This window comes from Microbacterium sp. BWR-S6Y, from assembly GCF_041379845.1.
Taxonomy (GTDB): Bacteria; Actinomycetota; Actinomycetes; order Actinomycetales; family Microbacteriaceae; genus Microbacterium; species Microbacterium hydrothermale.
This window is the reverse complement of record NZ_JBFECV010000008.1, coordinates 106,592-129,544: the sequence shown is the minus strand read 5'-3', so window position 1 is coordinate 129,544 and position 22,953 is coordinate 106,592. Positions and strand designations below refer to the sequence as shown.

Genomic DNA, 22,953 nt, shown 5'->3' with positions numbered 1-22,953 from the left:
GACGATCGCGTGACGCCGTGTCAGTATGTGCACGTTCACACATTCATCCTCCGGATTTTCGGATGCCGAGTGTGTGCACGTTCACAGAACCACGCAAAGGAGCGCCCACCGGATGCTTGCCGTCGATCATCTGGCCCCGCTCGATCGCGAGAGCGATCGTCCGACCAACCCGACCCGCAAGGGCGGCGCGCTCGATGCCCTGACCCGCGAGGGTCTCGTCTTCGGCTGCGACTACAACCCCGACCAGTGGGATCGCTCCGTCTGGGACGAGGACATGCGCCTGATGCGCGAGGCGGGCGTGGGTCTCGTTGCCGTCAACATCTTCGGCTGGTCGTGGATCAACCCCGACCACGGCGTGTGGAGCTTCGACGAGCTCGACGAGCTCATGGACCTCGCCCACGCGCACGGCATCCGGGTCAATCTCGGCACCGCGACCGCCTCTCCCGCCCCGTGGGTGACCGCGCGGCATCCCGAGATCCTCCCCGTCGCCGAAGACGGCACGCGCCGCTTCCCCGGAGGCCGCCAGGCCTACTGCCCGAGCTCGCCGATCTTCCGCGCCTACGCCGCCGAGCTCAGCCGCCGCGTCGTCGAGCGCTACGCCGACCACCCCGCCCTGGCCATGTGGCACGTCTCGAACGAACTCGGATGCCACAACGCCCTCTGCTACTGCGACGCCAGCGCCGTGGCGTTCCGCTCCTGGCTCGAGGCGCGTTACGGCTCGCTCGCCGAGCTCAACGCGGCGTGGGGCACCTCGTTCTGGAGCCAGCGGTACAGCGCCTGGGACCAGATCCTCCCGCCGATGGCCGCCCTGTCGCTGCGCAACCCCGGCCAGCTGCTCGACTTCCAGCGCTTCTCGTCCGACCAGCAGCTCGAGCTGTACCGCGCCGAGGCCGAGATCATCCGTCTGCGCAGCGCGGCGCCCGTCACCACCAACTTCATGGTCACCGCGCACATCCGCGCTCTCGACTACTTCTCGTGGGCGGACGAGATGGACGTCATCGCGAACGACCACTACCTCGACCGGCGCCTCGCCGACCCGATCGCCGAACTCTCGTTCGCCGCCGACCTCACGCGCGGTCTCGCCGCCGGCACCCCGTGGCTGCTGATGGAGACCTCCACCGGCGCCGTCAACTGGCAGCCCCACAACCTCGCGAAGGGCGAGGGCGAACTGCTGCGCAACGTCGTGTCGCACGTCGCCCGCGGCGCCGACGGCATCTGCTTCTTCCAGTGGCGTGCCTCGGCGCAGGGGGCGGAGAAGTTCCACTCCGCGCTCCTCCCGCACGCCGGGACCGAGACCGCCCAGTGGCGGAGCGTGCTCGAGGTGGGCCGCACCCTGCGCGACCTGCAGCCGATCGCGGGAACGCGCGTCGCCTCCGACGCCGCCGTGCTCTTCGACTGGGAGAGCTGGTGGGCGCTCGAGAACGAGGGGCGTCCCAGCGAAGACCTGCGCTACCTCGACCAGGTGCACGCCGCTCACGCCGCGCTGACCGCCGCGGGCGTCTCGACCGACGTCGTCTCGGCCGACGCCGACCTGTCCGCGTACCGCCTGGTCGTCGTGCCGGCCCTGCACCTCGTCCGCGACGCCTGTGCCGACCGACTCGCGCGGTTCGTCGAGGCCGGCGGGACCGCCGTCATCACCTTCGCGAGCGGGATCGTCGACGAGAAGGACCGCGTCCGCCTCGGCGGCTACCCGGGTGCGTTCCGCGACCTGCTCGGGATCGTGTCGGAGGAGTTCGCCCCCCTCGGACCCGCGCAGGTCGTCGCCCTCGACGACGGCAGCACCGGCACGGTGTGGTCGGAGCGCCTGCGCACGGTCGACGCCGAGATCGACGCCCGGTTCGCCGACGGTCCGGCGGCGGGGCTCCCCGCCCGCACCCGTCGCTCCGTGGGCGCGGGATCCGCGTGGTACCTCGCGACCCTGCCCGCCGCAGACGCCTATCGCGACCTGATCTCGCGCATCGCCGCGACCGCCGGCATCCGCACCCTCGACGCAATCCCCGGCGTCGAGATCGTGCGTCGCGCGGGCGAGGACCGCGCGTACACGTTCGTCATCAACCACACCACCGAGTCGGTCGAGATCGCGGCGCACGGTCGCGACGCGCTCACCGGCGAGACCGTCGAGGGCTCCGTCGCCGTCGCCGGCGGTGCCGTCCGCATCATCGAGGAGGCCTCGTGACCACCACCGCTCCCGCTCCCGCGCGGGCCGACCGCGCGGGAGCACCGCGGCCCCGCCGCTCGCGCGTGCCCTTCAAGAGCGCGATCGTCATCCTGCTCGCGCCGTTCGCGGTGCTGTTCGCCCTCTTCTACGTCCTGCCGATCGTCTTCGCCATCGGGCAGTCGCTCCTGGTCGTGCGGCGCGAGGGCACGTTCGGCAAGGCCGAGCTCGTCTTCGGCGGTCTCGCGCAGTACGCCCTCGTCTTCCAGAACGAGGCGTTCTGGGCGTCGATGCTGCGCATGCTCGCGTTCGGCGTCGTGCAGGTCCCCGTCATGCTCGGGCTCGCGCTGATCTTCGCTCTCCTGCTGGACTCGCCCCTGCTGAAGGGCAAGCGGTTCTTCCGCCTGGCCTTCTTCGTCCCCTACGCCGTCCCGGGCGTGATCGCGGCGATCATGTGGGGCTCGCTGTTCTCGCCCAACCTGTCGCCGTTCACCGCGCTGACCAAGAACGTCGACTTCCTCGGCGCCGACCTCGTGCTGTGGTCGATCGCCAACGTCGTCACCTGGGTCTACGTCGGCTACAACATGCTGATCATCTACTCGTCGCTGCTGTCGATCCCCAGCGAGATCTACGAGGCGGCACGCCTCGACGGCGCGGGCCAGTTCCGCATCGCCTGGTCGATCAAGATCCCGCTCGTGCGTCCCGCGATCGTCATGACCGCGATCTTCTCGATCATCGGCACGCTGCAGCTGCTCGCCGAGCCGCAGGTCTTCCGCTCGTTCAGCTCCGCCGTGACGAGCACGTTCACCCCCAACATGACCGTCTACGCCACGGCATCCATCCCCAACGCCAACCTCGCCGCGGCGTTCTCGGTCGTGCTGGCCGTGACCACCTTCGTGCTGTCGTTCGGCTTCATGAAGTGGATGCAGAAGAAGGGCAACGCATGAGCGCCGTCACCACCTCCCGCAGCCCCCTCGGCACCCGCGCGGGCGCCTCCCGGTCGGGCGCGATCCGCGAGCCCCTCGTCTCGCGCACCTCGGCGATGCTGGTCATGGCCGTGTTCACGGTCTACTTCCTGCTGCCCCTGTGGTGGCTGCTCGTGGCCTCGAGCAAGAGCACCGGCGACATCCTGACCACGAACCCGCTGTGGTTCGCCGACATGCGCCTGTTCTCGAACATCGGCGACCTGTTCGCCTACCGCGACGGCATCTTCCTGCGCTGGCTCGGCAACTCGCTGCTGTACGCGGGTCTCGGCGGAGCGGTCGCGACGCTGCTGGCCGCGATGGCCGGCTACGCGCTGGCGAAGTACCGCTTCCCGGGCCGCGAGCTCGTGTTCGACGTGGTGCTCGGCGGCGTGCTGGTCCCGGCCACCGCGCTCGCCCTCCCGCTGTTCCTCATCTTCAGCCAGGTGCAGCTGACGAACACGTTCTGGGCGGTGTTCCTGCCCTCGCTCGTCAGCCCGTTCGGGGTGTACCTCGCGCGCATCTTCGCGGCATCCTCGGTGCCCGACGAGCTGCTCGAGGCGAGCCGACTGGACGGCGCGGGCGAGATCCGCACCTTCTTCACCGTGAGCCTGCGGCTCATGAGCCCCGCGCTGGTGACGATGTTCCTCTTCCAGTTCGTCGCCATCTGGAACAACTTCTTCCTGCCGCTGATCATGCTGCGCAGCGAAGAGCTCTTCCCCGTCGTGTTCGGTCTCTACGGCTGGAACAACCAGCTCAACCAGATCCCCGAGCTGCGCGGGCTCGTGCTGATCGGCGCCCTGCTGTCGGTCATCCCCCTCATCGTCATCTTCCTGCTCCTCCAGCGCTTCTGGCGCAACGGTCTCGGGACCGGCGCGCTGAAGTGATCCCTTCGGCGGCTCCGGCCGCCTCCACCCCGGACGGAATGGCCCGTCCGGGACACCAGAGAAAGGCATTCGCATGAAGCACAGAATCCTCGCGGCGACCTCGGGCGTCGCCCTGTCGGCTCTGCTCCTGGCCGGCTGCGCCGGCGGTGGAACCGACAGCGGCAGCGGCGCCGCAGCCGACTGCGCCCCCGCCGACGGCCCCGTCACCCTCGAGTTCACGTCGTGGATCCCGGGGATCGAGAAGGTCGTCGACATGTGGAACACCGAGAACCCCGACATCCAGGTCAAGGTGCAGACCGGCCCCAACGGCAACAACGGCACGTACCAGAACTTCTTCAACCAGATCGCGGCGGGCAACGCCCCCGACCTCGGCCAGATCGAGTACGACGCGCTGCCCAACTTCCTCGTGCAGGACGGTGTCGAGAACATCGCCGGATGCTCCGACGTCGTCGCAGCGAAGGACCAGTTCGTCGGTTGGGCCTGGAACCAGGTCGCCCTCGGCGAAGACGGCGCCGTCTACGGCATCCCGCAGGACATCGGTCCGATGGCGCTGTTCTACCGCAAGGACCTCTTCGAGAAGAACGGCATCGCGATCCCCACCACGTGGGACGAGTACACCGAGGCCGCCAAGAAGATCCGCGCGCTCGGCGGGTACATCACCAACTTCTCGCAGTCCGACATCAACCAGTTCGCCGGCTTCGTCTGGCAGGCCGGTGGACAGTGGTTCGGCAACGACGCGGACGGTTGGACCGTCTCGCTCACCGACCCCGCGTCGGAGAAGGTCGCCGACTACTGGCAGTCGCTCATCGACCAGGACCTCGTCTCGACCTACCCCGCGTGGACCGACGAGTGGAACAACGCCTACAACTCCAGCCAGGTCTGGACCTGGAACTCCGCCGTCTGGGGCGCGAACTCGATCTCGAGCGGCGCTCCCGACACCGCGGGCGGCTGGGCCGTGGCCGACCTTCCGCAGTGGAACGCCGGTGACAAGGTCTCGGGCAACTGGGGCGGATCGTCGATCGCCGTACTGAAGGGCAGCGAGCACCCCTACGAGGCGACGAAGTTCGCCCTGTGGCTGAACACCTCCGAGGAGGCGCTCACCGCGCTCAACGAAGAGGCCAACATCTACCCCGCCACGACCGAGGGCCTGAAGCTCCCCTCGCTCACCCAGGGTGTGGAGTTCTACGGCGGCCAGAAGATCTACGACGTCTTCGCCAAGGCCGCGACCGAGGTGACGCCCGACTTCGTGTGGGGCCCGACCATGACCAAGACCTACGCCGACGTCTCCGACGGCTTCAAGGCCGCGGTCAGCGGAAGCGGAACGCTCGCCGACGCCCTGCAGAAGGGCCAGGATGCCACCATCGGCGCCCTGGAGTCGCAGTCCATCCCCGTGAAGAAGTAACGCTCCTTCCTCGCCGCGACGCCCGCGGATGCTCCGGCATCCGCGGGCGTCCTGCGTTTGCGTGAGGGCGGGCTCAGGATGCCGCGGCGGTCGCGGCGCGGCGCGCGGCCTCGGCCAGGGCCTGCCGCAACGCGGCGGGGCGGGCGTGCGAGATCGGGCGGTCGAATCGGAGGCACTCCGCGGCGAGAGCACCCCACGACCACGACCCCAGCGACACGCGGGTCCTCCCGTCTCCGGCGTCGTCGAGCGTGCCCTCGACCACGAACGGTTCGAGCTCGGCCCGGGCCGCCGCGACCACGATCTCGCCCCGGCACGGCCAGCGGCCCGTCTCGTCACCCCCGCGGAAGCGCCCCTCGAGGTAGCGCACGGGATCCCCGCCGGGCACCGGGCGCGGGGTGAACGGGCGCCCGCGGTGGCTCTTGAGTGTCATCCGGTCGACGCGGTAGACGCGCCAGTCCTCGCGGTCGGGGGTGAAGCCGAGGAGGTACCAGCGTCCCGCGGACGACAGCAGGTGATGCGGTTCGGTCGCGCGCACCGGCCCCTCCGCTCCGCCGTAGTCGAAGCGCACTTCCTCTCGCGTGTCGATGGCCGCCTCGATCGCGCCCAGCACGGCGGGATCGACGCCGACCGCTCCCGCCGGCGCGACCGCCTCGACCGCGAAACGCTGGGCGCGACGCCCGAGCGGGGCGGGCAACAGGCGGGAGAGGACGCTGAGCGCTTCGTCGGCAACGTCGGCGAGCGGACCGCCCCCGGAGGCCGCGAGGCGCAGTGCCACGGCGACGGCGACGGCCTGATCGGCGTCGAAGGCCACGGGCGGCAGCTGCGTGCCCGCGCGCAGGCGGTATCCGCCCGCGGGCCCGCGGGTGGAGTCGATGTCGTACCCGAGCTCGCGGAGGCGATCGACATCCCGGCGGATCGTGCGCTCGCTGACCTCGAGACGCCCGGCCAGCGCCCCCGCCGACCAGTCGCGGCGCGACTGCAACACGGTCAGCAGCGACAGCAGGCGACGCGAGGTCGACGGGGCGGAGCTCTCCGGCATGGCATCCATTCTGGGCACAATTGCGGACGTTCACTGTCCGCAACGCTCGGAACAGTGGGACGCATCCGGGATCCCCCGGCTGCAGACAGGACGCACCATGACCCTCACCACCACCCTCCACGTCAACTTCGACGGCCAGGCCGCCGACGCCCTCGCCTTCTACGCCGAGGTCTTCGGCGGCACCGTGACCGCCGTCCCGTACGGCGAGACGGCCGAAGAGCCCGAACAGCGCGAGCAGATCGTCTGGGGCGAGATGATCGCCCCGAGCGGCGTGCACGTCATGGCCTACGACATCCAGCGCTCGCTCCCCCACGACCGCGGGGTCAACCCGTTCTACCTCGCCCTCCGCGGCCACGACGCGGACGAGGTGCGCGCCGCGTGGGAGGGACTGAGTCAGGATGCCGAGATCCTCGCCCCGTTCGGACCGTCGGCGTTCTCGCCGCTCTACGGCAAGCTCGTCGACCGGTTCGGCGTCGTGTGGATCATCGACGTGATCGCTCCCTGGAACGGCTGAGCCGCACCACGGTCGGGGCTCGGCGACGGGCCCCGACCTCCCGCATCCGCGTCGCACGTGCGCCGCACCCGCCCGCCGCGCCGCGGTCGCCCGCTCGCCCGCAGGAAGGGATCGACGCCCTCCGGCATCACTCGGCCTCGGGAAGCAGGGCGGCGCGCAACGCCATCCCCTCGGCGATCGCACCGAGCCGCTCGTCGAACGTCACGAGGGGCGCGTTCAGATGGACGGCCGCGGCGAGCACGCACGTGTCCGGCATCTTCAGCGCGTGCCTCGCGCGCAATCCGGCCAGCAGGAGGGGCTCATCGGCGCCCATCGCGACGACGTCGATGTCGAGACCGCGCAGGGTTCGCCACATCTCCGCTTCGCGACCGACCCACGCCGCCCCCACCAGCGTCTCGGCCACGGTGAGCGAGTGCATGAGGAACGGACCCGGACCATCGGCGATCACCCTCTTCGCCCGCTCGTGGTGGGCGTCGCCGGGAGTGAACAGAGCGATGACGACTCCGGCGTCGAGGACGATCACTCGGGCCAGTCCGCGCGCAGGTCCGGGAGATACCCCGGCCCGTAGATCCCGGCGAACCGTCCGACGGCCACGTCGATGCGACGGCTCCGCGCGCCGTTCCGCTCGCTCCCCTCCTCGCGCAGGGCCTGCGCACCCGCGACGACGAGGTGCGTGATCAACGCGCTCGGCGACTCGTCGGGCCAGCGTGAGCGGGCGATACGCAGAGCTTCTTCGACCTCGTCGGTGTGCGTCACCTGCGTTCGTGGTCGTGTCGTGGGCATGAACGGAGTGTACCACCGCGCGCCGAGGTGGTACACCGGCGATCCCGAGACGACGCCCCTCAGGCGACGCCGCTGCTCGAGCGGGTGACCAGCGCCGCGGCCACCGTCTCGGCGACCGGCGCTCCGCCCTCGATCGCTTCGACGAGCGCCGCCACCGCGCGGCGGCCGAGGACGTCGAAGTCCTGGCGGACGGTGGTCAGCGGCGGGCGGAACTCCGCGGCATCCGCGATGTCGTCGAATCCCACCAGCGAGACGTCCTCGGGCACGCGTCGACCCGCGTCGGCGAGGCCGCGGAGGGCACCGAGGGCCATCTGGTCGTTCGCGACGAAGATCGCGGTGGCGTCGGCGAGACGCCCGACGGCGGCGTTTCCGGATGCCGAACTCCAGTCTCCGCGCACGGGCTCCGGCGGCACGACACCGGCGTCGGCGAGCGCCTCGCGCCACCCGCGCTCGCGCTCGGCGGCGGCGAACGACCGCGCCGGCCCCGCGAGGTGGTGCACGACGGGGTGACCGAGGTCGAGAAGGTGGCGGGTCGCGGCGCGGGCACCGCCGGCGTGGTCGGTCTGCACGATCGAGAATCGCGGGTCGGGGGGCGAATCCACGACCACGAGGTGCAGGTCGGCGGGCGGCTCGGTGTCGCGCGCGAGCTCGGTCGCCTCGTTCAAGACCACGGCGCCGTCGACACCCTGGGACCGCAGTCGGGCGAAGGCGTCGCGGATGCCGCGCTCCCCCACCGTCACCACGGCCAGCGCGTAGTCGCGCTCGGCGGCGGCCTCCGAGATCGCCTGCAGCATTCGCGAGTTGCCGACCGTCGCGAGGGTCGACACGACGAGCCCGATCGTCGAGGTCTGGCCGGTGCGCAGGGCCCGGGCGGCGCGGTGCATGCGATAGCCGAGGTCGGCCATGGCCCTCTCGACCCGGGCGCGCGTCGCGGGGTCGACGCGGGGGCTGCCGTTCGCGACACGCGACACCGTCTGGGCGGACACTCCGGCCCGCTCCGCGACGTCGGCCATGGATACCCGCATCTCGCCCTCCGATGTTGACGATAGCACGCCTGGAATGTAGCGTGTTATCGTGAACACGGAGACTTCCCCGGCGATCGCTCTGGGCGCCGGCGTCATCAAACGCCCCACTCACCTCGCCGACGGCCGCGAGCTGATGTACTTCGACGATCCCGGCACGACCCTGGGCGCCGAGCGATCGGTCGACGCCCGCACCCTTGACCCGCGCCCGGCCACCGCGACCATGCGTCAGGACGTGCTCACCGGCGACTGGATCACCGTGGCATCCAACCGCCAGAACCGGGCGTTCCTCCCGCCCGCCCACCTCGACCCGCTGTCTCCGCAGACGCCGACGAACCCGTCGGAGATCCCCTCGCTGTACGACGTCGCGGTGTTCGAGAACAAGTCGCCCTCGTTCGGCCCCGCCCTCGACGTCGCGTCCGGCGGCGCCCCCGCCGCGGTCGACCCTCCGCGCGGCGACGACGACCTCGAACACCTCGGTCTCGGACGCACGCGCACCTCGGTGGGACGCTGCGAGGTCGTGTGCTTCAGCCCGGAGCACGAGGGCTCGTTCGGCTCGCTCTCACGCACGCGCGCCCGCACCGTCATCGAGGCGTGGGCCGACCGTACCGCGGCGCTGTCGGCTCTGCCCGGCATCCGCCAGGTCTTCCCGTTCGAGAACCGCGGGCAGGAGATCGGCGTCACGCTCCCCCACCCGCACGGCCAGATCTACGCGTACCCCTACGTGACCCCGCGCACGCACCGCCTGCTCGACACGATCTCGCGCACCTCCGACGATCTGTTCGCCCGCATCCTGGAATTCGAGCAGGGCGGCGAACGCGTCGTGCTGCGCGGCGAGCACTGGACCGCGTTCGTGCCGTTCGCCGCGCGCTGGCCGATCGAGGTGCACGTGCTGCCCCACCGCCACGTCGCCGACCTCGCCGAGACGACCGATGCCGAGCGCGACGAACTCGCCCCCTTCTACCTGCGTCTGCTGCGCGGCATCGACGCGCTGTACGACACCCCCACCCCCTACATCGCCGCCTGGCACCAGGCACCCGTCGGACGGGGCCGGGATGCCGTGCGCCTGAACCTGCAGATCACCTCGCCGCGTCGCGCGGCCGACAAGCTGAAGTACCTCGCCGGATCCGAGGCCGCCATGGGCGCCTGGATCGGCGACGTGACCCCCGAGTCGCAGGCCGAGCGCCTGCGCGCCGCCCTCGACACCGTTCCGGAGGTGACGGCATGACCGCCGTCGACGACGCCCGCGCCCTTCTCGCCGCCTCGCCCGAGGGGGTGTGGTCGGCCCCCGGCCGCGCCAACCTCATCGGAGAGCACACCGACTACAACGAGGGCTTCGTCTTCCCCTTCGCGATCGCTCAGCGCACCGCCGCGGCCGTGGCGCTGCGCGACGACGACGTGATCCGCGTGCGCTCGACCTTCGCGCCCGAGGCGGTCGAGGTCCCGCTCGCGGAGCTCGATGCGCGCATCGCCGCCGGTGGCCTCGACTGGGCCGGATACCCCCTCGGGGTGGCGTGGGCCCTGCTGCAGGAGGCTCCGGATGCCACTCCCCGCGGCGTCGACATCGCCCTGGCGTCGGAGGTCCCGGTCGGCGCCGGCCTGTCGTCGTCGGCGGCGATCGAGGGGGCCGTGGCATCCGCCCTCAACGACGTCTGGAACGCCGGCCTCGACAAGGTCGCCCTGGCCCGCGTCGGACGCATCGCCGAGAACGACGCGGTCGGTGCGCCCACCGGGATCATGGACCAGATGGCCTCGATGCTCGGCGTCGCCGATGCGGCGACCTTCCTCGACTGCCGCACCCTCGAGACGCGGGCCGTGCCCCTGGGCTTCGCCGACGCGGGCCTGTCGATCCTCGTCGTCGACACGCTCGTCGAGCACGCCCACTCCACCGGCGGATACCGCGAACGCCGCGAGGCGTGCGAGCGGGGCGCCGCGGCCTTCGGCGTCGGGTCGCTGCGCGACCTGACGGTCGACGACCTGCCTCGCGCGGCCGAGATCCTCGACGATGTCACCTTCCGCCGCGTCCGCCACGTCGTCACCGAGAACCAGCGCGTGCTCGACACGGTCGCCGCCCTCGACGCCGACGGCCCCGCCGCCATCGGCGACCTGCTCGTCGCTTCGCACGCCTCGATGCGCGACGACTTCGAGATCTCGGTGCCCGAGCTCGACCTCGCCGTCGAGACGACGCTGGCTTCGGGCGCCCTCGGGGCGCGCATGACCGGCGGAGGCTTCGGCGGAGCGGCCATCGCGCTGATGCCCGTCGGGCTGATCCCGGCAGCGACCGACGCGGTGCACGCCGCGTTCGCGGCATCCGGATTCCGCCGCCCGAACATCTTCACGGTGACCCCGTCGGAGGGTGCGCGCCGCGACGCGTGACGCTGCGGCTCGTTGCACGTATCGGGAAGAGTCGCGGTCGTCGTCGAACACACCCGACGCCAGCAGGCTCCGCGGTCGGATCGCCCCGGTCGCGGAGCCGAGCAGATCGGGATCCTTCCCGATCGGGTGACGCGGGGTCGTCGTCGTACGTCGTCCCTCGCGCGAGTCGGCGAAACCGCTGGTGGACGGCAACGCGGTGCTCGTGCCCGCCAACCCGGCATCGGACGACGACCCTGTCGCGACGACGGCGTCGATTCCACCTCGAGGAGAGCGCTTATATATCCTTCTTCACACGACCGTATTGATAGAGATATGTTTTGCGCATGTCAGATCTATCCATCGGGCGCGGTTTCTCCGAAGATGAGCGGTCGCGCGTCGCGGCCCTGTACTGGGCGGCGTTCGGCACGAAGCTGCGCACCGCGTTCCCCGATCAGGAGCGAGGCCTCGCCGTCATCGAGGCGAGCCTCCGGCCGGACAACACCCTCATCGCTCGGACCCCCGCCGAGGTGCGGGGCGTGTGCGGGTTCCACGCCGACGGCACCGGCGCGATAGACCTCTCCTGGAGCACGCTTCGCAGACATCTCGGCATCCTCCCGGCCGTGCGCGCAGCGGGGCACCTGGCTTTCCTGGACAGCGGTTCACGGCCCGCGACTCTCGTGTTGGACGGCATCTGCGTGGACGATCGAGCAAGGGGCCAAGGGATCGGAACGATGCTGCTCGCCGCCGCCGACGATCTGGGGCGATCCATGGGAGCGCGCGCCGTGCAGCTCTCCGTCATCGAGACCAACCCCGGCGCACGGCGTCTGTACGAGCGCGTCGGCTTCCGTCCCGTCAGCGCGGGACGCCTGGGGCTGCTGAGCGCCGTGTACGGGTTCGACCGGTTCACCGTCATGCGCAAGGATCTCTGACGATGCCCTCCCCCCGCACCGTCGTCGAAGCGCTCGTCCCCCTCTCGGGGGCGGCGTCCGCGCGTGAGGTGTACGACGCCGCCAACCTCGTCGGAATCGCCGATCAGCCCATGCGCCTGACTCTGCGGCGGATGATCGCCGGCGAGGAACTGGTCCAGGACGGACGAGGGCGCAGTGCCCTGCTTTCCCTGACGCCCGCAGGTCGCGAGCGGATACTGTTCGACCGCCGCGCTCTTTCCCTCGCGTTCGCCCAGGACGCCGGGGCGGCTCCTTGGGATGGCCGCTGGCACCTTTTCGCACTGACCGTGCCCGAGGAGCAGCGGATCGTCCGGGACACCCTCCGACGCACGCTCACCCACCTGGGCGCCGTGACCGTCGCCACCTCGCTCTACGTCAGTGCGCACGATCTGGGCGAGGCCTTCCCCCCGGCCACACGAAGATTCGTCGCCACGGCCGCGAGCACCGATCTGAACCTGCGCGGCGTCACCGACCCGCGGGCGATCGCCGAAACGCTGTGGCCGGCCGAGCCGCTCGTCGAGGGCTATCGCGCCGTCGGCGACGCCCTGCGGGACGATGACCAGAGCGCCCCCGTCGTCGCGCGTCGGCTGCGTCTCGCCGACGCGCTCGAACGGGCGATGCGCGACGATCCCCTTCTCCCCCCCGAGCTGCGCGCTTCCGACTGGGCGCCCGCGAGTTGGCGACACGCGTGGGCGCAACGGTGGGAGTCTCTCGGCGACGACGCCCGGGTGTATCCGGGCTGGCACCCCTGACGCACGCTCGACATCCACGAGGATGACGCATAGCGCGGCAGCCGCCCGGGCCGATCAGAGGTGCGGGATCACCTCGCGTTCGAACAGCGAGACGCCCGAAGTGTCGTATGCGGCCTCGGGGAAGTAGTGGATCGCGTAGCCGAGGCCGTGCTCCGCACGCGCGCGCAGGCGTTCGACGATCTGCTCGGGGGTGCCGAAGCCGTCGGACGAGCGGTAGTCGGCCTCGATGGCATCCGCCCGCTCGTCGCCGACGTGCGGACGCAGACGCGCGACGACCGCGGCGAGCCGCTCGTCGACCTCGGCCTCGGTCTCGGCCACGATCGTGTTGAAGTTCGTCGACCGCGTGATCTCACCCGCGTCGCGACCGAGGGCCTCGCAGTGCCCCCGCAGCACCTCGGACTTGTGGTCGAACTCCTCCAGCGAGCCGCCGAAGTTCGTGTACGAGGCGTACTTCGCCGCGATCTTGAGCGTGACCTTCTCGCCGCCGCCGGCGATCCACAGCGGGATGCCACCGGGCTGCAGCGGCTGCGGCTGCACGATCGCGCCCTCGACCTCGTAGTACTTCCCGGACAGCGTGGCCTCGCCCGTGGTCCACGCCTGATGCATGATCTCGACGCCCTCGCGCAGGCGGCCGAGGCGCTCGGCGATGGGCGGGAAGCCGTAGCCGTAGGCCTTCCACTCGTGCTCGTACCAGCCGCCGCCGATGCCCATCTCGGCGCGACCGCCCGAGATCGCGTCGACGGTGGCGGCGACCTTCGCGAGATAGGCCGGGTTGCGATAGCCCATGCAGGTGCACATCTGGCCGAGGCGCACGCGGTCGGTCGCCGCGGCGAACGCGGCCATGAGCGACCACGCCTCGTGGGTGGCCTCGCGGCTGGGAACCGGGGTGGTGTGGAAGTGGTCGTAGACCCAGAGCGAGGCCCAGGGGCCGTCGTCGGCGCTCTGGGCGAGCGCGTTCATGACGCGCCAGTGCTCGGAGGGATCGATGCCGACGAGGTCGAACCGCCAGCCCTGGGGGATGAAGATGCCGAAGTCCATGGGCTCACCCTAGGCGTGAGGGCCGATGTCGGGGGCCGCTCGGTCGGATTCGGTCCGTCCGGGTCGAGGGCCGCGACACGAGCGGAGCAGGCGGGCTCCCGCCATGCGGAGTTCCCCGGCGACACGCCGCCCGAGCCGCGCCCTCGACGGCCTATCCACCCCCGCGTCCGCACGACGGTACGCCCCACGCCGCGGCGCCGACCCCGCGCACCGGCACCACCCCGCAACCAGGGGCCATCAGCTCGCCCCGGCGGGGGCGACGACGACCACCCCGCCCGCTCAGCCCGCGAACGGCTCCAGGCGCTTGTGCATCACGGCCACGGCATCCGCGTTGTCGTCGATGAGCACGGCGTCGCGGCCGAGCGGGGCGGCGACCGCGCCGAGCGTGCCGCTGCCGGCGAACATGTCGAGCACGCGATCGCCCGGGCGGCTCGAGGCCTGCACCATGCGCCGCAGCACGCCCTCGGGCTTCTGCGTCGGATAGCCCGTCTTCTCGCGACCGGTCGTCGGCACGATGGTGTGCCACCACACGTCGGTGGGCATCTTGCCGCGCGCGGCCTTCTCGGCGGTCACGAGACCGGGGGCCATGTAGGGCTCGCGGTCCACGGCATCCGAGTCGAAGAAGTAGGTCGCGGGGTTCTTCACGTACACGAGGATCGTCTCGTGCTTCGTGGGCCAGCGGCGCTTGGTCTTCGCTCCGTAGTCGTAGGCCCAGATGAGCTCGTTGAGGAACTTGTCGCGACCGAACAGCGCGTCGCACATCACCTTGGCGTAGTGCACCTCGCGGTAATCGAGGTGCAGGTAGAGCGTGCCGTTGTCGGCGAGCAGGCGCCAGGCCTCGACCAGCCGCGGCTCGAGGAAGCCCCAGTAGTCGTCGAAGCGGTCGTCGTAGGTGCGCAGGTCTCCGCGCAGGCGCGCGTACTCGCGGCCGTGGAAGCCGCGCTGAACGACCGGCGGCGGGGGCGGCTCCTCCTCGGGGAAGTCGAGCATGTTGGGATCGGATGCCACGGCCTCGGGCTCCGCGGCATCCTGAGGCTCTTCGACCGGGGGCGTCCACGTCGCCGACTCGACGGCCTTCGAGCGCGTGCGCCCGGTGTTGAACGGCGGGTCGAGGTAGACGAGGGCGAACGACCCGTCGGAAAGGGCCGGGGTCACCGTCAGATTGTCGGCATGGTGGATCTCGACGCGGCCGGGAGCGGGGGCGTCGGGCAGGGCCTCGGTGCTCACGGGACGCGCTGCAGCCACGCGTCGGTGGCGAACTTCGTCTCGACGAGCGCTTCGGCCTCGGCGTACTCCTCGTCGGAGATGTGACCCTCGGTCGCGCCGTAGAGCGTGGTGAAGGTCTGGATGAAGCGCTCGATGACCTCGTCGCGCGGCAGGCCGGTCTGGCTGCGCAGCGGGTCCACGCGCTTCGCGGCCGAGACGGTGCCCTTGTCGCTGAGCTTCTCGCGGCCGATGCGCAGCACCTCGGTGAGGACCTGGCCGTCCATGTCGTAGCTGAGGGTCGCGTGGTGAAGGACGCCGCCGTTGGCGAGGCGCTTCTGCGCGGCTCCGCCGATCTTGCCGTGGGGTCCGGCGATGTCGTTCAGCGGCTGGTAGACCGCGTCGATGCCGAGCGAGCGGAGGGCCTGCAGCACCCAGTCGTCGAGGAAGGCGTACGAGTCGGCGAAGGTCATTCCGGCGACGAGGGATGCCGGCACGTACAGCGAGTACGTCACGATCGAGTTCGCGGCCATGAGCATCGCGCCACCGCCGGAGATGCGGCGCACCACGTCGAAGCCGTGCTTCTCGGCGCCCTCGGGGTCGACCTCGTTGCGCAGCGACTGGAACGAACCGATCACGACGGCGTTCTCGTTCCACTCCCATAGGCGCAACGTGGGCTTGCGGAGCCCCGCGCCCACGCGGGCGGTGAGCACCTCGTCGAGGGCGAGGTTCATGCGCGGCGAGACCGGGGCGTCGTGCACGACCTCCCACTCGAAGTCGGCCCAGCCGGGGGCCGTGACCAGCGCGCGACGGATGGCCGTGGCCACCGACTCGGGCGTGAAGCCGAGCAGCTGCGCGCCCTCGGGCAGCGCCTGGCGGATGGCCGCCGCGATCGTGGGGACGTCGGACTCGACGGGCAGCCCGTTCACGGCCGCGTCGATGTCGTCGAGGGCGTCGTCGGGTTCGAGGAAGAAGTCTCCCGCGAGGTGGAAGCCGTGGATCCGGCCCTCGCGCTCCTCGAGGTCGACGACGACCAGCTTGCCCCCCGGGACCTTGTACTCGCCGTGCATGCGTCCAGCCTACGGCGGGGGCGCGGCGGTCGGGACGGCGGGGCGCGGCGGCGGCGGCGCGGGGGCGGGGCGCGCGGGGGCGGGGCGCGCGGGGGCGGGGCGCGCGGGGGCGGGGCGCGGCTCACCGAGACTGCATCCGGCCGACGAAACGGTTGCAGGATGCCGCCGAGATGTCAGCGCCGTGCAGTCTCGGCGCCCGCGGCGACGCCCGCGGCGGGGGAAGCGGCCGGGGGTGCGGCGGCGAGCGCGCGACGGTGGCGGCGCTCGATGGCTTGGCCGGCGTACGAGGCGGCGACGATCAGCGCCGCCCCCACCAGCCCCGGGGCGCCGACGGCCTCTCCGCCGACGGCCACCCCCACGGCGAGCGCCCACACCGGTTCGGTGCCCATCAGGATGCTCGCGCGCGTCGCCGAGGTGCGGCGCACGGCCCACAGCTGAACCACGAACGCGAATACCGAGCACATCAGCCCGAGGAACAGCACGTCGATCCACCCGGATGCCGAGAGCCGCCCCACCGCGAGGGGGAGATCGCCGCCCGCCACCGCCGACGAGGCCACCGCACACACCGTCAGCTGCACGAGCACGACCGCGAGACTGCTGTCGTTACGCCCGCGCGTGAGCCGGGCGCTCGCGGTGACGTGCACGGCGCGCACCACGGCCGCGGCGATGACGAGGGCGTCGCCGACGGTCGGCATCCGGAGTCCTCCCCCGGAGACGAGGAGGAAGACCCCGACCACCGCGGCCACGGCGGCGACGAAGTACGACCGCGGCAGCCACGACCGCGCCGCGATGCTCTCGAGCACGGGCGTGAAGACGAGGGCGAGGCTGATGAGCAGTCCCGCGTTCGTGGCCGAGGTGAGGTGCACGCCCCACGTCTCGAGTGCGATCACGGCCGCCTGCGAGCAGCCGAGCAGCGCCGCGATCGCGAGACCGCGGCCGCGCGGCATCCGTTCCCGTCGCGCCGCGCAGACCACCCCGAGCGCGGCAGCCGCGACGAGGAAGCGGAGGGCGACCGCGGGAGCGACGCCGACCTCGGCGGCGAGGTCTTTCGCGGCCAGGAAGCTCGCACCCCAGACCGCCGCCACGGCGATGAGGAGGAGGTCGACGACGATCTCGGGCGGGCGACGGCTCATGCGTTCAGCCTCGGCGCGAACACTCGGAAGAACAACGACGTTTCGCTTCACGATCTCGTAAGTTCGAGCTTATGGATCCTGTCCATCTGCGCACGCTGCGCGAACTCGGCGATCGTGGGAGCGTGGCCGCGGTCGCCGCGGCGCTGCACGTCTCGGCGTCGGCGGTGTCGCAGCAGCTCGCCCATCTGCAGGCGCGCGTTCCCGTGCCGCTGACGGCGCGTCGCGGCCGCGTGCTGACCCTCACCGCGGCGGGAGAAGCCCTCGCCGCCGCCGGCACGCGCGTCGACGAGGCGCTGACCGCCGCGCGCGAGGCGGTCGGCGCGTTCCTCGACAGCGACGAACGCCCGGTGCGCGTGTCGGCCTTCCACAGTGCGGGACTCGCGCTGTTCGGTCCGCTGCTGCGCGAGCTCGACGGCATCCCGCCCCTCCATCTGGCCGACGCAGATGTGGCGCACCGGGACTTCCCGGGCCTGACCGCCGACCACGACCTGGTGATCGCGCACCGCCTCGCGCACGACGAACCCTGGCCCGCCGATCGCGTGGTGGCGACGCCGCTCCTGAGCGAGGCGCTCGACATCGCCCTGCCCGCGGCGCATCCCCTCGCTCGGCGTGAGCGGTTGCGCGCCGACGACGTGGCCGGCGAACGCTGGGTGTCGGTGCATCCCGGGTTTCCCCTCGCGGGCGTCCTCGACCATCTCGCCGCGCACGTCGGGCGCCCCCTCGACATCGCCCACCGCATCAACGAGTTCTCGGTCACCGCGGAGGTCGTGCGCGCGGGAGCGGCGATCGCGGTGCTCCCGCGCACCACCGCCCTGCCTCTCGCCGGGGCGGGCCTCGTGCTGCGCCCGCTCGTCGATCTCCCGCTCGTGCGCCACGTCGACGCCCTCGCCCGCCCCGACGCCCTCGCCTACGCGGCGGTCCGACGCGTGCTCGCCGCGCTGCGCACGGTCGCGGCGCGGGCGACGGATGCCGCGGGGTGAGGCGAGCGCGGCGGAGAGACCGGACCCCTCGACAGGCTCAGGGTCCTGGGTGGGATCGCTCAGTCCCGCGCCGGAACCCGCCGGTCGAGCCACGCGAGCAGGTCGGCCCGGACGGCATCCTGTTCCCGCTCCGCGAAGATCTCGTGGCGCGCACCCGGGTAGACCAGGGTGGTCACGTCGGTCAGGCCGGACCGCTCGCGGTACGCGTCGGCCAGTCGGTGGACGCTCCGGGGGCCGCCCACGGTGTCGTCGCGACCGACCATGAGCAGCATCGGCACATCGCGCCCGAGGTCGCGGCGCGGGCGCCCGAAGAGCTTGGCCGCCTCGATCGGCCCGAACAGCTTCATCAGAGGCTCCGAGGTGGTGAGGGGGTCGGCGATGAAATCGCGCCCGACCTGCTCGTCGCTCGAGAGCCACTCCATCCCCGATCCGCGCAGGTGCTTCCACGGGGCGTTGAGGTCGCCGGCGTTCAGGGAGCCGGGCCAGCGCAGGGCGGATCCACTCAGCACGACGGCGTCGTAGGCATCCGGATGCCGATCCAGCAGCATCTGCGCGAGGAACGAGCCCCACGAGTGCCCGAGCAGGACGAGCGGCAGGTCGGGGTGCGCCTCACGGATGAGCTGCGTGAGGGTCCAGACGGCGTCTCGTGCGGCCCCGTGTCCGCCGGGGCCGAGTCGCCCGAGCCGGCGGTGGTCGCCGCCCCACTGGCGGAGCCCGGTGCGGCCGTGGCCGCGGTGGTCGTCGGCGTAGACCGTGTAGCCGTCGGCGACGAGGGCGTCGATGAGCGCGGCGTACCGGCCGGCGTGCTCCCCCACCCCGTGCAGCAGTTGCACGACCGCCCGTGGGCGGTCCGCCTCGTACACGTCGTAGACGATCGGGATGCCGTAGGCGTCGACGAACTCGGGCATGCGCCGAGTTTAGGGCGGCGGCGCCCGCCGGGCTCGGTCTTCGCGGGCGCATGGACATCCGCCCATTCCGTTAGCAAGGCTAATGAGCTATCCTCATGGTCAGGAACATGAACGATCGCGTCGACGAATCCCCCCTTCCCGACCTGAGTCATGACTTCAGCGCCGCGGCCTCCGAGCTGCGCATGGCCACGTTCCGCCTGGCCCGCCGCCTCCGGGCGCAGCGGGCCGTCGACACCATGAGCGACGGGCAGTTCGCCGTCCTCGCCGCGCTGACGGTGCACGGCGCGCACACGCTCGGCCAGCTGGCCGATCGCGAGCGCGTCACCGCCCCGTCGATGAACCGCACGGTGTCGCTTCTCGAGGAGGCCGGCTACATCAGCCGCATCCCCGACGAGGTCGATCGTCGCCGCGTGACGATCGACCTCACCGACTTCGGGCGCACGATCGTCGACGAGACCGTCCGACGCCGTGACGCCTTCGTGGAGGAGGCGCTGGCCGATCTCACCGCGGAGGAGCGCGACATCCTCGCGCGCGCCGCGGTGATCATGCGCAAGGTGGCCGACCGGTGAGCACGTCGATGTTCCGGTCGCTGTCGATCTTCAACTACCGCGTGTGGTTCATCGGGGCCCTCGTCTCCAACGTCGGCGCGTGGATGCAGGCGACCGCGCAGAACTGGGTCGTGCTCACGCAGCTCACCGACAACGACGCCGCCGCGATGGGCGTGACCATGGCCCTGCAGTTCGCTCCGCCGCTGCTGCTCGTGGGCGTCACGGGGTGGGTGGCCGACCGCTTCGACCGGCGCAAGCTCATCATGTGCACGCAGTCGGCTCTGCTCGCGCTGGCCGTGACCCTCGGCATCCTGCTGCTGACCGGCGCGATGACGCTGCCGCTGATGTTCGGGTTCGCCCTCGCGCTCGGCGTCGTCACCGCCTTCGACAACCCCGCCCGCCAGGCGTTCGTGTCCGATCTCGTCGCGCAGGAGAACGCCTCCAACGCCGTCGCCCTCAACGCCGCGTCGTTCAACACCGCGCGCCTGATCGGACCGGCCGTGGCGGGCGTGATGATCGTCGCGGTCGGCACCGGCTGGGTGTTCCTCGTCAACGCCTTCACGTTCCTCGCGATGATCACCGCGCTGCTCGTCATGCGCCCGCACGAACTCGTGGTGCACCACCGGCGGGGCGGACCGGCACGGCTCGCCGACGGTTTCCGCTACGTCGCGCGCCGGCCGGATCTCATCGTGATCTTCGTCATGGTGTTCCTGCTCGGCGCGTTCGGCATGAATTTCCCGATCTTCGCCTCGACCATGGCACTCGCCTTCGGACGCGGCGCCGACGGCTTCGGCCTGCTGAGCTCGTTCGTCGCGATCGGCTCTCTCGCCGGCGCCCTGCTCGCCGCGCGCCGCGAACGCGCCCGGATGCGCGTGGTCGTGCTGGGCGCGGGCGGCTTCGCCGTGGCATCCACCCTCTCTGTCCTCGCTCCCTCGTACGAGACCTACGCGGTGACGCTGGTGCTCACCGGGTTCTGCGTCGTCACCACCCTGACCACCGCCAACGGCTACGTGCAGACCACGACCGACCCCGCCCTGCGCGGGCGCGTCCTCGCGCTGTACATGGCGATCCTCCTCGGCGGAACACCCGTCGGCGCCCCCATCGTCGGGGCGGTGGCGGCCGAGTTCGGCCCGCGGACGGCGATCGCCCTCGCGGCGGGTGTCGCCCTCGTCGCGTGCGGGATCGGCGTGACCTGGACCCTCGCGTCGGGGCGCGTCCACCGCCACGACACCAAGCGCTTCCGCCTCACCATCGACGAGACCCGGCCGATCGCGACCGTGACGCCCGAGCCCGAGGACTTCAGCGACGAGATCGCCGGGACCACGCCCATCCCCCTCCCGCCGGGCGAGCGGCCCGCGCGCGCCACCCCCCGCCCGCGCCACGGCGCCTGACGCCGCGGCGGTTTGCCGCGGCGACCGGGGACGCGCGGCGGCGCATTCCCGGTGGCATTCGGGCATCTGCGACGTGCGAGGCCGCCCGGAACTCGGGAAGCGTGTCGCGGGAACGAATCTCACGCAACCCCTTTCCCTCGATAATCTAGCTAGATAATCTAGCTACATGACCGGAAACAGGGATGGGCGCCGCTGGGCGGGCCTCGTCTTCATCAGCATCGCCGTCTCGCTGATCATCGTCGACTCGACGATCGTCAACGTCGCCGTGCCCTCGATCGTCGAGGAGCTCAAGATCTCCTCGACCGAGGTGCAGTGGGTCCAAGAGGCCTACACCCTCGTCTTCGCCTCGCTGCTGCTGGTGTTCGGCAGCCTCGCCGACCGCTTCGGCCGACGTCGCCTCATGCTGCTGGGCGTCGTCATCTTCGGAGTCGCCTCGATCGCGGCCGCGCTCGCGCCGAGCGGCGGGCTGCTCATCCTGGCCCGTCTCATCCAGGGCGTCGGCGGCTCGATGATCCTGCCCACGACGCTGTCGATCATCAACGCCACCTTCCGCGGACGCGAGCGCGGCATCGCCTTCGCCGTGTGGGGCTCCACGATCGGCGGAATGGCCGCCGTCGGCCCCCTGCTCGGCGGGTGGCTCACGACCGCCTTCTCGTGGCGGTGGGCGTTCGGCATCAATATCCCGCTCGGCGTCATCATCGTGATCGGCGTCCTCTTCACGGTCGCCGAGTCGCGCAGCGACCGCGTGGAGCGCATCGACGGCGTCGGCGCCCTGCTGTCGGTGCTGACCATGGCGCCGCTCGTGTTCGGACTCATCGAGGGACGCACCTACGGCTGGTGGACGGTGGACACCGCCCCCACCCTCGGCGACTGGACCTGGCCACTGGAGCTGTCGCCGGTCCCCCTCGCCTTCGCGGTCGCCCTCGTCGCCCTCGTCGCCTTCATCGCGTGGGGTCTGCGCCGCCAGCGTCGCGGCGAGTCCACCCTGCTCGCCTTCGGGCTCTTCCGCATCGCGTCATTCCGCAACGGCAACATCGCCGCCGCGGTCGTCTCGCTCGGAGAGTTCGGCATCATCCTCGCCCTGCCCCTGTGGCTGCAGTTCGTCGTCGGCTTCGACGCCCTGCAGACGGGCCTGCTGCTGCTCTCTCTCGCGGTCGGCTCGTTCGTGGCGAGCGGCATCGCCGGGGCACTCAGCGGCCGCGTCGCCCCGGTGTGGATCGTGCGCGGCGGCCTTCTGGCCGAGATCGTCGGCGTCGCGGGAGTGGCGTTCACGATCGGTCCGGATGCCACGTGGGGACCGCTCATCCCCTTCCTCTTCGTCTACGGGGTCGGTGTCGGACTCGCCACCGCGCAGCTCACGGGGGTCGTGCTCGCCGAAGTTCCCCCGGCGGCCAGCGGACAGGCCTCGGGCACCCAGTCGACCTCACGGCAGCTCGGCGCCGCCCTCGGCGTCGCCGTGCTCGGCACCGTGCTCTTCTCGACCACGGCGGGGGTTCTGGCATCCACCCTCGACGACCGCGGCATCCCGGCCGCCCAGCGCGATCAGGTCGTGTCGCAGGTGGTCGACAGCGCGGGAGCGGCGATCGCCGGTCTCGCCGCCTCGCCCGAGACGCAGGACCTGGCGATCAACGCCCGGGCCGCGTTCAGCGACGGGACCCGCGCGGCCGCGTTCACGGCGGCGGGATTCCTCGTGCTCGGGCTCGCCTCGACGGCGACCCTCGGCGCGGGCGCGCGTCGTCGCTCGCCGGAGGAGGAGAACGTCGACGCGAGGGCCTGAGCCGCGCGGGTGTCGACGGGCGGGGGCGGAAGCGTCCCCGCCCGTCGGCGTTCGGGCGTCCGACCCGGCATCTCCGTGGTCCGGCGC

The 22,953-nt window shown here is 71.6% G+C and carries 22 protein-coding genes; 13 read left to right on the top strand and 9 right to left on the bottom strand.

The genetic code is table 11. The features are described from left to right. Positions 1-112: 112 nt before the first annotated feature. From AB1K56_RS16165 to AB1K56_RS16150, 4 genes are all read left to right on the top strand, one after another. On the top strand, positions 113-2,176 hold the full coding sequence (locus AB1K56_RS16165) for a beta-galactosidase (RefSeq protein ID WP_371206490.1): 2,064 nt from the start codon (positions 113-115) through the stop codon (positions 2,174-2,176). After that, positions 2,173-3,102, top strand: coding sequence for a carbohydrate ABC transporter permease (locus AB1K56_RS16160; RefSeq protein ID WP_264632183.1), 930 nt, complete (start codon positions 2,173-2,175; stop codon positions 3,100-3,102). The genes AB1K56_RS16165 and AB1K56_RS16160 overlap by 4 nt, the downstream gene beginning before the upstream one ends. Beyond that, on the top strand, positions 3,099-4,004 hold the full coding sequence (locus AB1K56_RS16155; protein ID WP_205822936.1) for a carbohydrate ABC transporter permease: 906 nt from the start codon (positions 3,099-3,101) through the stop codon (positions 4,002-4,004). The genes AB1K56_RS16160 and AB1K56_RS16155 overlap by 4 nt, the downstream gene beginning before the upstream one ends. A gap of 73 nt (positions 4,005-4,077) precedes the next feature. Next, on the top strand, positions 4,078-5,406 hold the full coding sequence (locus tag AB1K56_RS16150; RefSeq protein ID WP_371206489.1) for an ABC transporter substrate-binding protein: 1,329 nt from the start codon (positions 4,078-4,080) through the stop codon (positions 5,404-5,406). Between the two features lie 73 nt (positions 5,407-5,479). On the opposite strand, the gene AB1K56_RS16145 is transcribed toward AB1K56_RS16150, so the two are convergent. Next, on the bottom strand, positions 5,480-6,445 hold the full coding sequence (locus tag AB1K56_RS16145; RefSeq protein ID WP_371206488.1) for a helix-turn-helix transcriptional regulator: 966 nt from the start codon (positions 6,443-6,445) through the stop codon (positions 5,480-5,482). Positions 6,446-6,542: 97 nt separating this feature from the next. Between AB1K56_RS16145 and AB1K56_RS16140 the strand changes: the two genes are divergently transcribed. Next, the gene (locus AB1K56_RS16140; RefSeq protein ID WP_136587343.1) at positions 6,543-6,959 is read left to right on the top strand and encodes a VOC family protein; all 417 of its coding nucleotides are present in this window, start codon (positions 6,543-6,545) and stop codon (positions 6,957-6,959) included. 127 nt (positions 6,960-7,086) lie between these two features. Here AB1K56_RS16140 and AB1K56_RS16135 read toward each other — a convergent pair whose 3' ends face one another. The 3 genes from AB1K56_RS16135 to AB1K56_RS16125 are packed head-to-tail and all read right to left on the bottom strand — an operon-like array spanning position 7,087 to position 8,755. Then, complete coding sequence (locus tag AB1K56_RS16135; protein ID WP_371206487.1) at positions 7,087-7,482, bottom strand: type II toxin-antitoxin system VapC family toxin; 396 nt, start codon at positions 7,480-7,482, stop codon at positions 7,087-7,089. Further along, positions 7,479-7,742 (bottom strand): hypothetical protein, encoded by a 264-nt coding sequence (locus AB1K56_RS16130; RefSeq protein ID WP_371206486.1) that lies wholly within the window; start codon positions 7,740-7,742, stop codon positions 7,479-7,481. The genes AB1K56_RS16135 and AB1K56_RS16130 overlap by 4 nt, the downstream gene beginning before the upstream one ends. Positions 7,743-7,801: 59 nt before the next feature. Next, a complete protein-coding gene (locus tag AB1K56_RS16125; protein WP_371206485.1) occupies positions 7,802-8,755 on the bottom strand; it encodes a LacI family DNA-binding transcriptional regulator in 954 nt (317 codons plus the stop codon). A gap of 145 nt (positions 8,756-8,900) precedes the next feature. Between AB1K56_RS16125 and galT the strand changes: the two genes are divergently transcribed. The 4 genes from galT to AB1K56_RS16105 all read left to right on the top strand — a co-directional run bounded on the left by galT (position 8,901) and on the right by AB1K56_RS16105 (position 12,818). Then, positions 8,901-9,992: a galactose-1-phosphate uridylyltransferase gene (galT, locus tag AB1K56_RS16120; protein ID WP_371206551.1), complete on the top strand. Its 1,092-nt coding sequence runs from the start codon at positions 8,901-8,903 to the stop codon at positions 9,990-9,992. Further along, positions 9,989-11,140, top strand: a complete 1,152-nt coding sequence (gene galK, locus AB1K56_RS16115; RefSeq protein WP_371206484.1) for a galactokinase — start codon at positions 9,989-9,991, stop codon at positions 11,138-11,140. Before galT ends, galK begins: the two co-directional genes overlap by 4 nt. 323 nt (positions 11,141-11,463) lie before the next feature. Next, positions 11,464-12,048, top strand: coding sequence for a GNAT family N-acetyltransferase (locus tag AB1K56_RS16110; protein ID WP_371206483.1), 585 nt, complete (start codon positions 11,464-11,466; stop codon positions 12,046-12,048). Between the two features lie 2 nt (positions 12,049-12,050). Further along, a complete protein-coding gene (locus AB1K56_RS16105; RefSeq protein WP_371206482.1) occupies positions 12,051-12,818 on the top strand; it encodes a PaaX family transcriptional regulator in 768 nt (255 codons plus the stop codon). A gap of 54 nt (positions 12,819-12,872) precedes the next feature. On the opposite strand, the gene AB1K56_RS16100 is transcribed toward AB1K56_RS16105, so the two are convergent. From AB1K56_RS16100 to AB1K56_RS16085, 4 genes are all read right to left on the bottom strand, one after another. Beyond that, positions 12,873-13,856, bottom strand: a complete 984-nt coding sequence (locus AB1K56_RS16100; RefSeq protein WP_371206481.1) for an LLM class F420-dependent oxidoreductase — start codon at positions 13,854-13,856, stop codon at positions 12,873-12,875. A gap of 279 nt (positions 13,857-14,135) precedes the next feature. Then, positions 14,136-15,083 (bottom strand): DNA methyltransferase, encoded by a 948-nt coding sequence (locus AB1K56_RS16095; protein ID WP_371206480.1) that lies wholly within the window; start codon positions 15,081-15,083, stop codon positions 14,136-14,138. Next, positions 15,080-16,129: a biotin/lipoate A/B protein ligase family protein gene (locus AB1K56_RS16090; RefSeq protein WP_371206479.1), complete on the bottom strand. Its 1,050-nt coding sequence runs from the start codon at positions 16,127-16,129 to the stop codon at positions 15,080-15,082. The genes AB1K56_RS16095 and AB1K56_RS16090 overlap by 4 nt, the downstream gene beginning before the upstream one ends. A gap of 173 nt (positions 16,130-16,302) precedes the next feature. After that, positions 16,303-17,262 (bottom strand): DMT family transporter, encoded by a 960-nt coding sequence (locus AB1K56_RS16085; RefSeq protein WP_371206478.1) that lies wholly within the window; start codon positions 17,260-17,262, stop codon positions 16,303-16,305. A gap of 71 nt (positions 17,263-17,333) precedes the next feature. On the opposite strand from AB1K56_RS16085, the gene AB1K56_RS16080 reads away from it, so the two are divergent. Next, positions 17,334-18,242, top strand: coding sequence for a LysR family transcriptional regulator (locus AB1K56_RS16080; RefSeq protein ID WP_371206477.1), 909 nt, complete (start codon positions 17,334-17,336; stop codon positions 18,240-18,242). 59 nt (positions 18,243-18,301) lie between these two features. Here AB1K56_RS16080 and AB1K56_RS16075 read toward each other — a convergent pair whose 3' ends face one another. Beyond that, positions 18,302-19,150: an alpha/beta fold hydrolase gene (locus AB1K56_RS16075; RefSeq protein ID WP_371206476.1), complete on the bottom strand. Its 849-nt coding sequence runs from the start codon at positions 19,148-19,150 to the stop codon at positions 18,302-18,304. A 107-nt stretch (positions 19,151-19,257) separates the two neighbouring features. On the opposite strand from AB1K56_RS16075, the gene AB1K56_RS16070 reads away from it, so the two are divergent. From AB1K56_RS16070 to AB1K56_RS16060, 3 genes are all read left to right on the top strand, one after another. Beyond that, positions 19,258-19,719 carry a MarR family winged helix-turn-helix transcriptional regulator gene (locus AB1K56_RS16070; RefSeq protein ID WP_136587334.1) on the top strand — a complete coding sequence of 154 codons (462 nt, stop codon included), beginning with the start codon at positions 19,258-19,260 and terminating at the stop codon, positions 19,717-19,719. An 8-nt stretch (positions 19,720-19,727) separates the two neighbouring features. Next, positions 19,728-21,089 carry an MFS transporter gene (locus AB1K56_RS16065; protein ID WP_371206550.1) on the top strand — a complete coding sequence of 454 codons (1,362 nt, stop codon included), beginning with the start codon at positions 19,728-19,730 and terminating at the stop codon, positions 21,087-21,089. A gap of 166 nt (positions 21,090-21,255) precedes the next feature. Beyond that, a complete protein-coding gene (locus tag AB1K56_RS16060; RefSeq protein WP_371206475.1) occupies positions 21,256-22,866 on the top strand; it encodes a DHA2 family efflux MFS transporter permease subunit in 1,611 nt (536 codons plus the stop codon). Positions 22,867-22,953 lie beyond the last annotated feature (87 nt).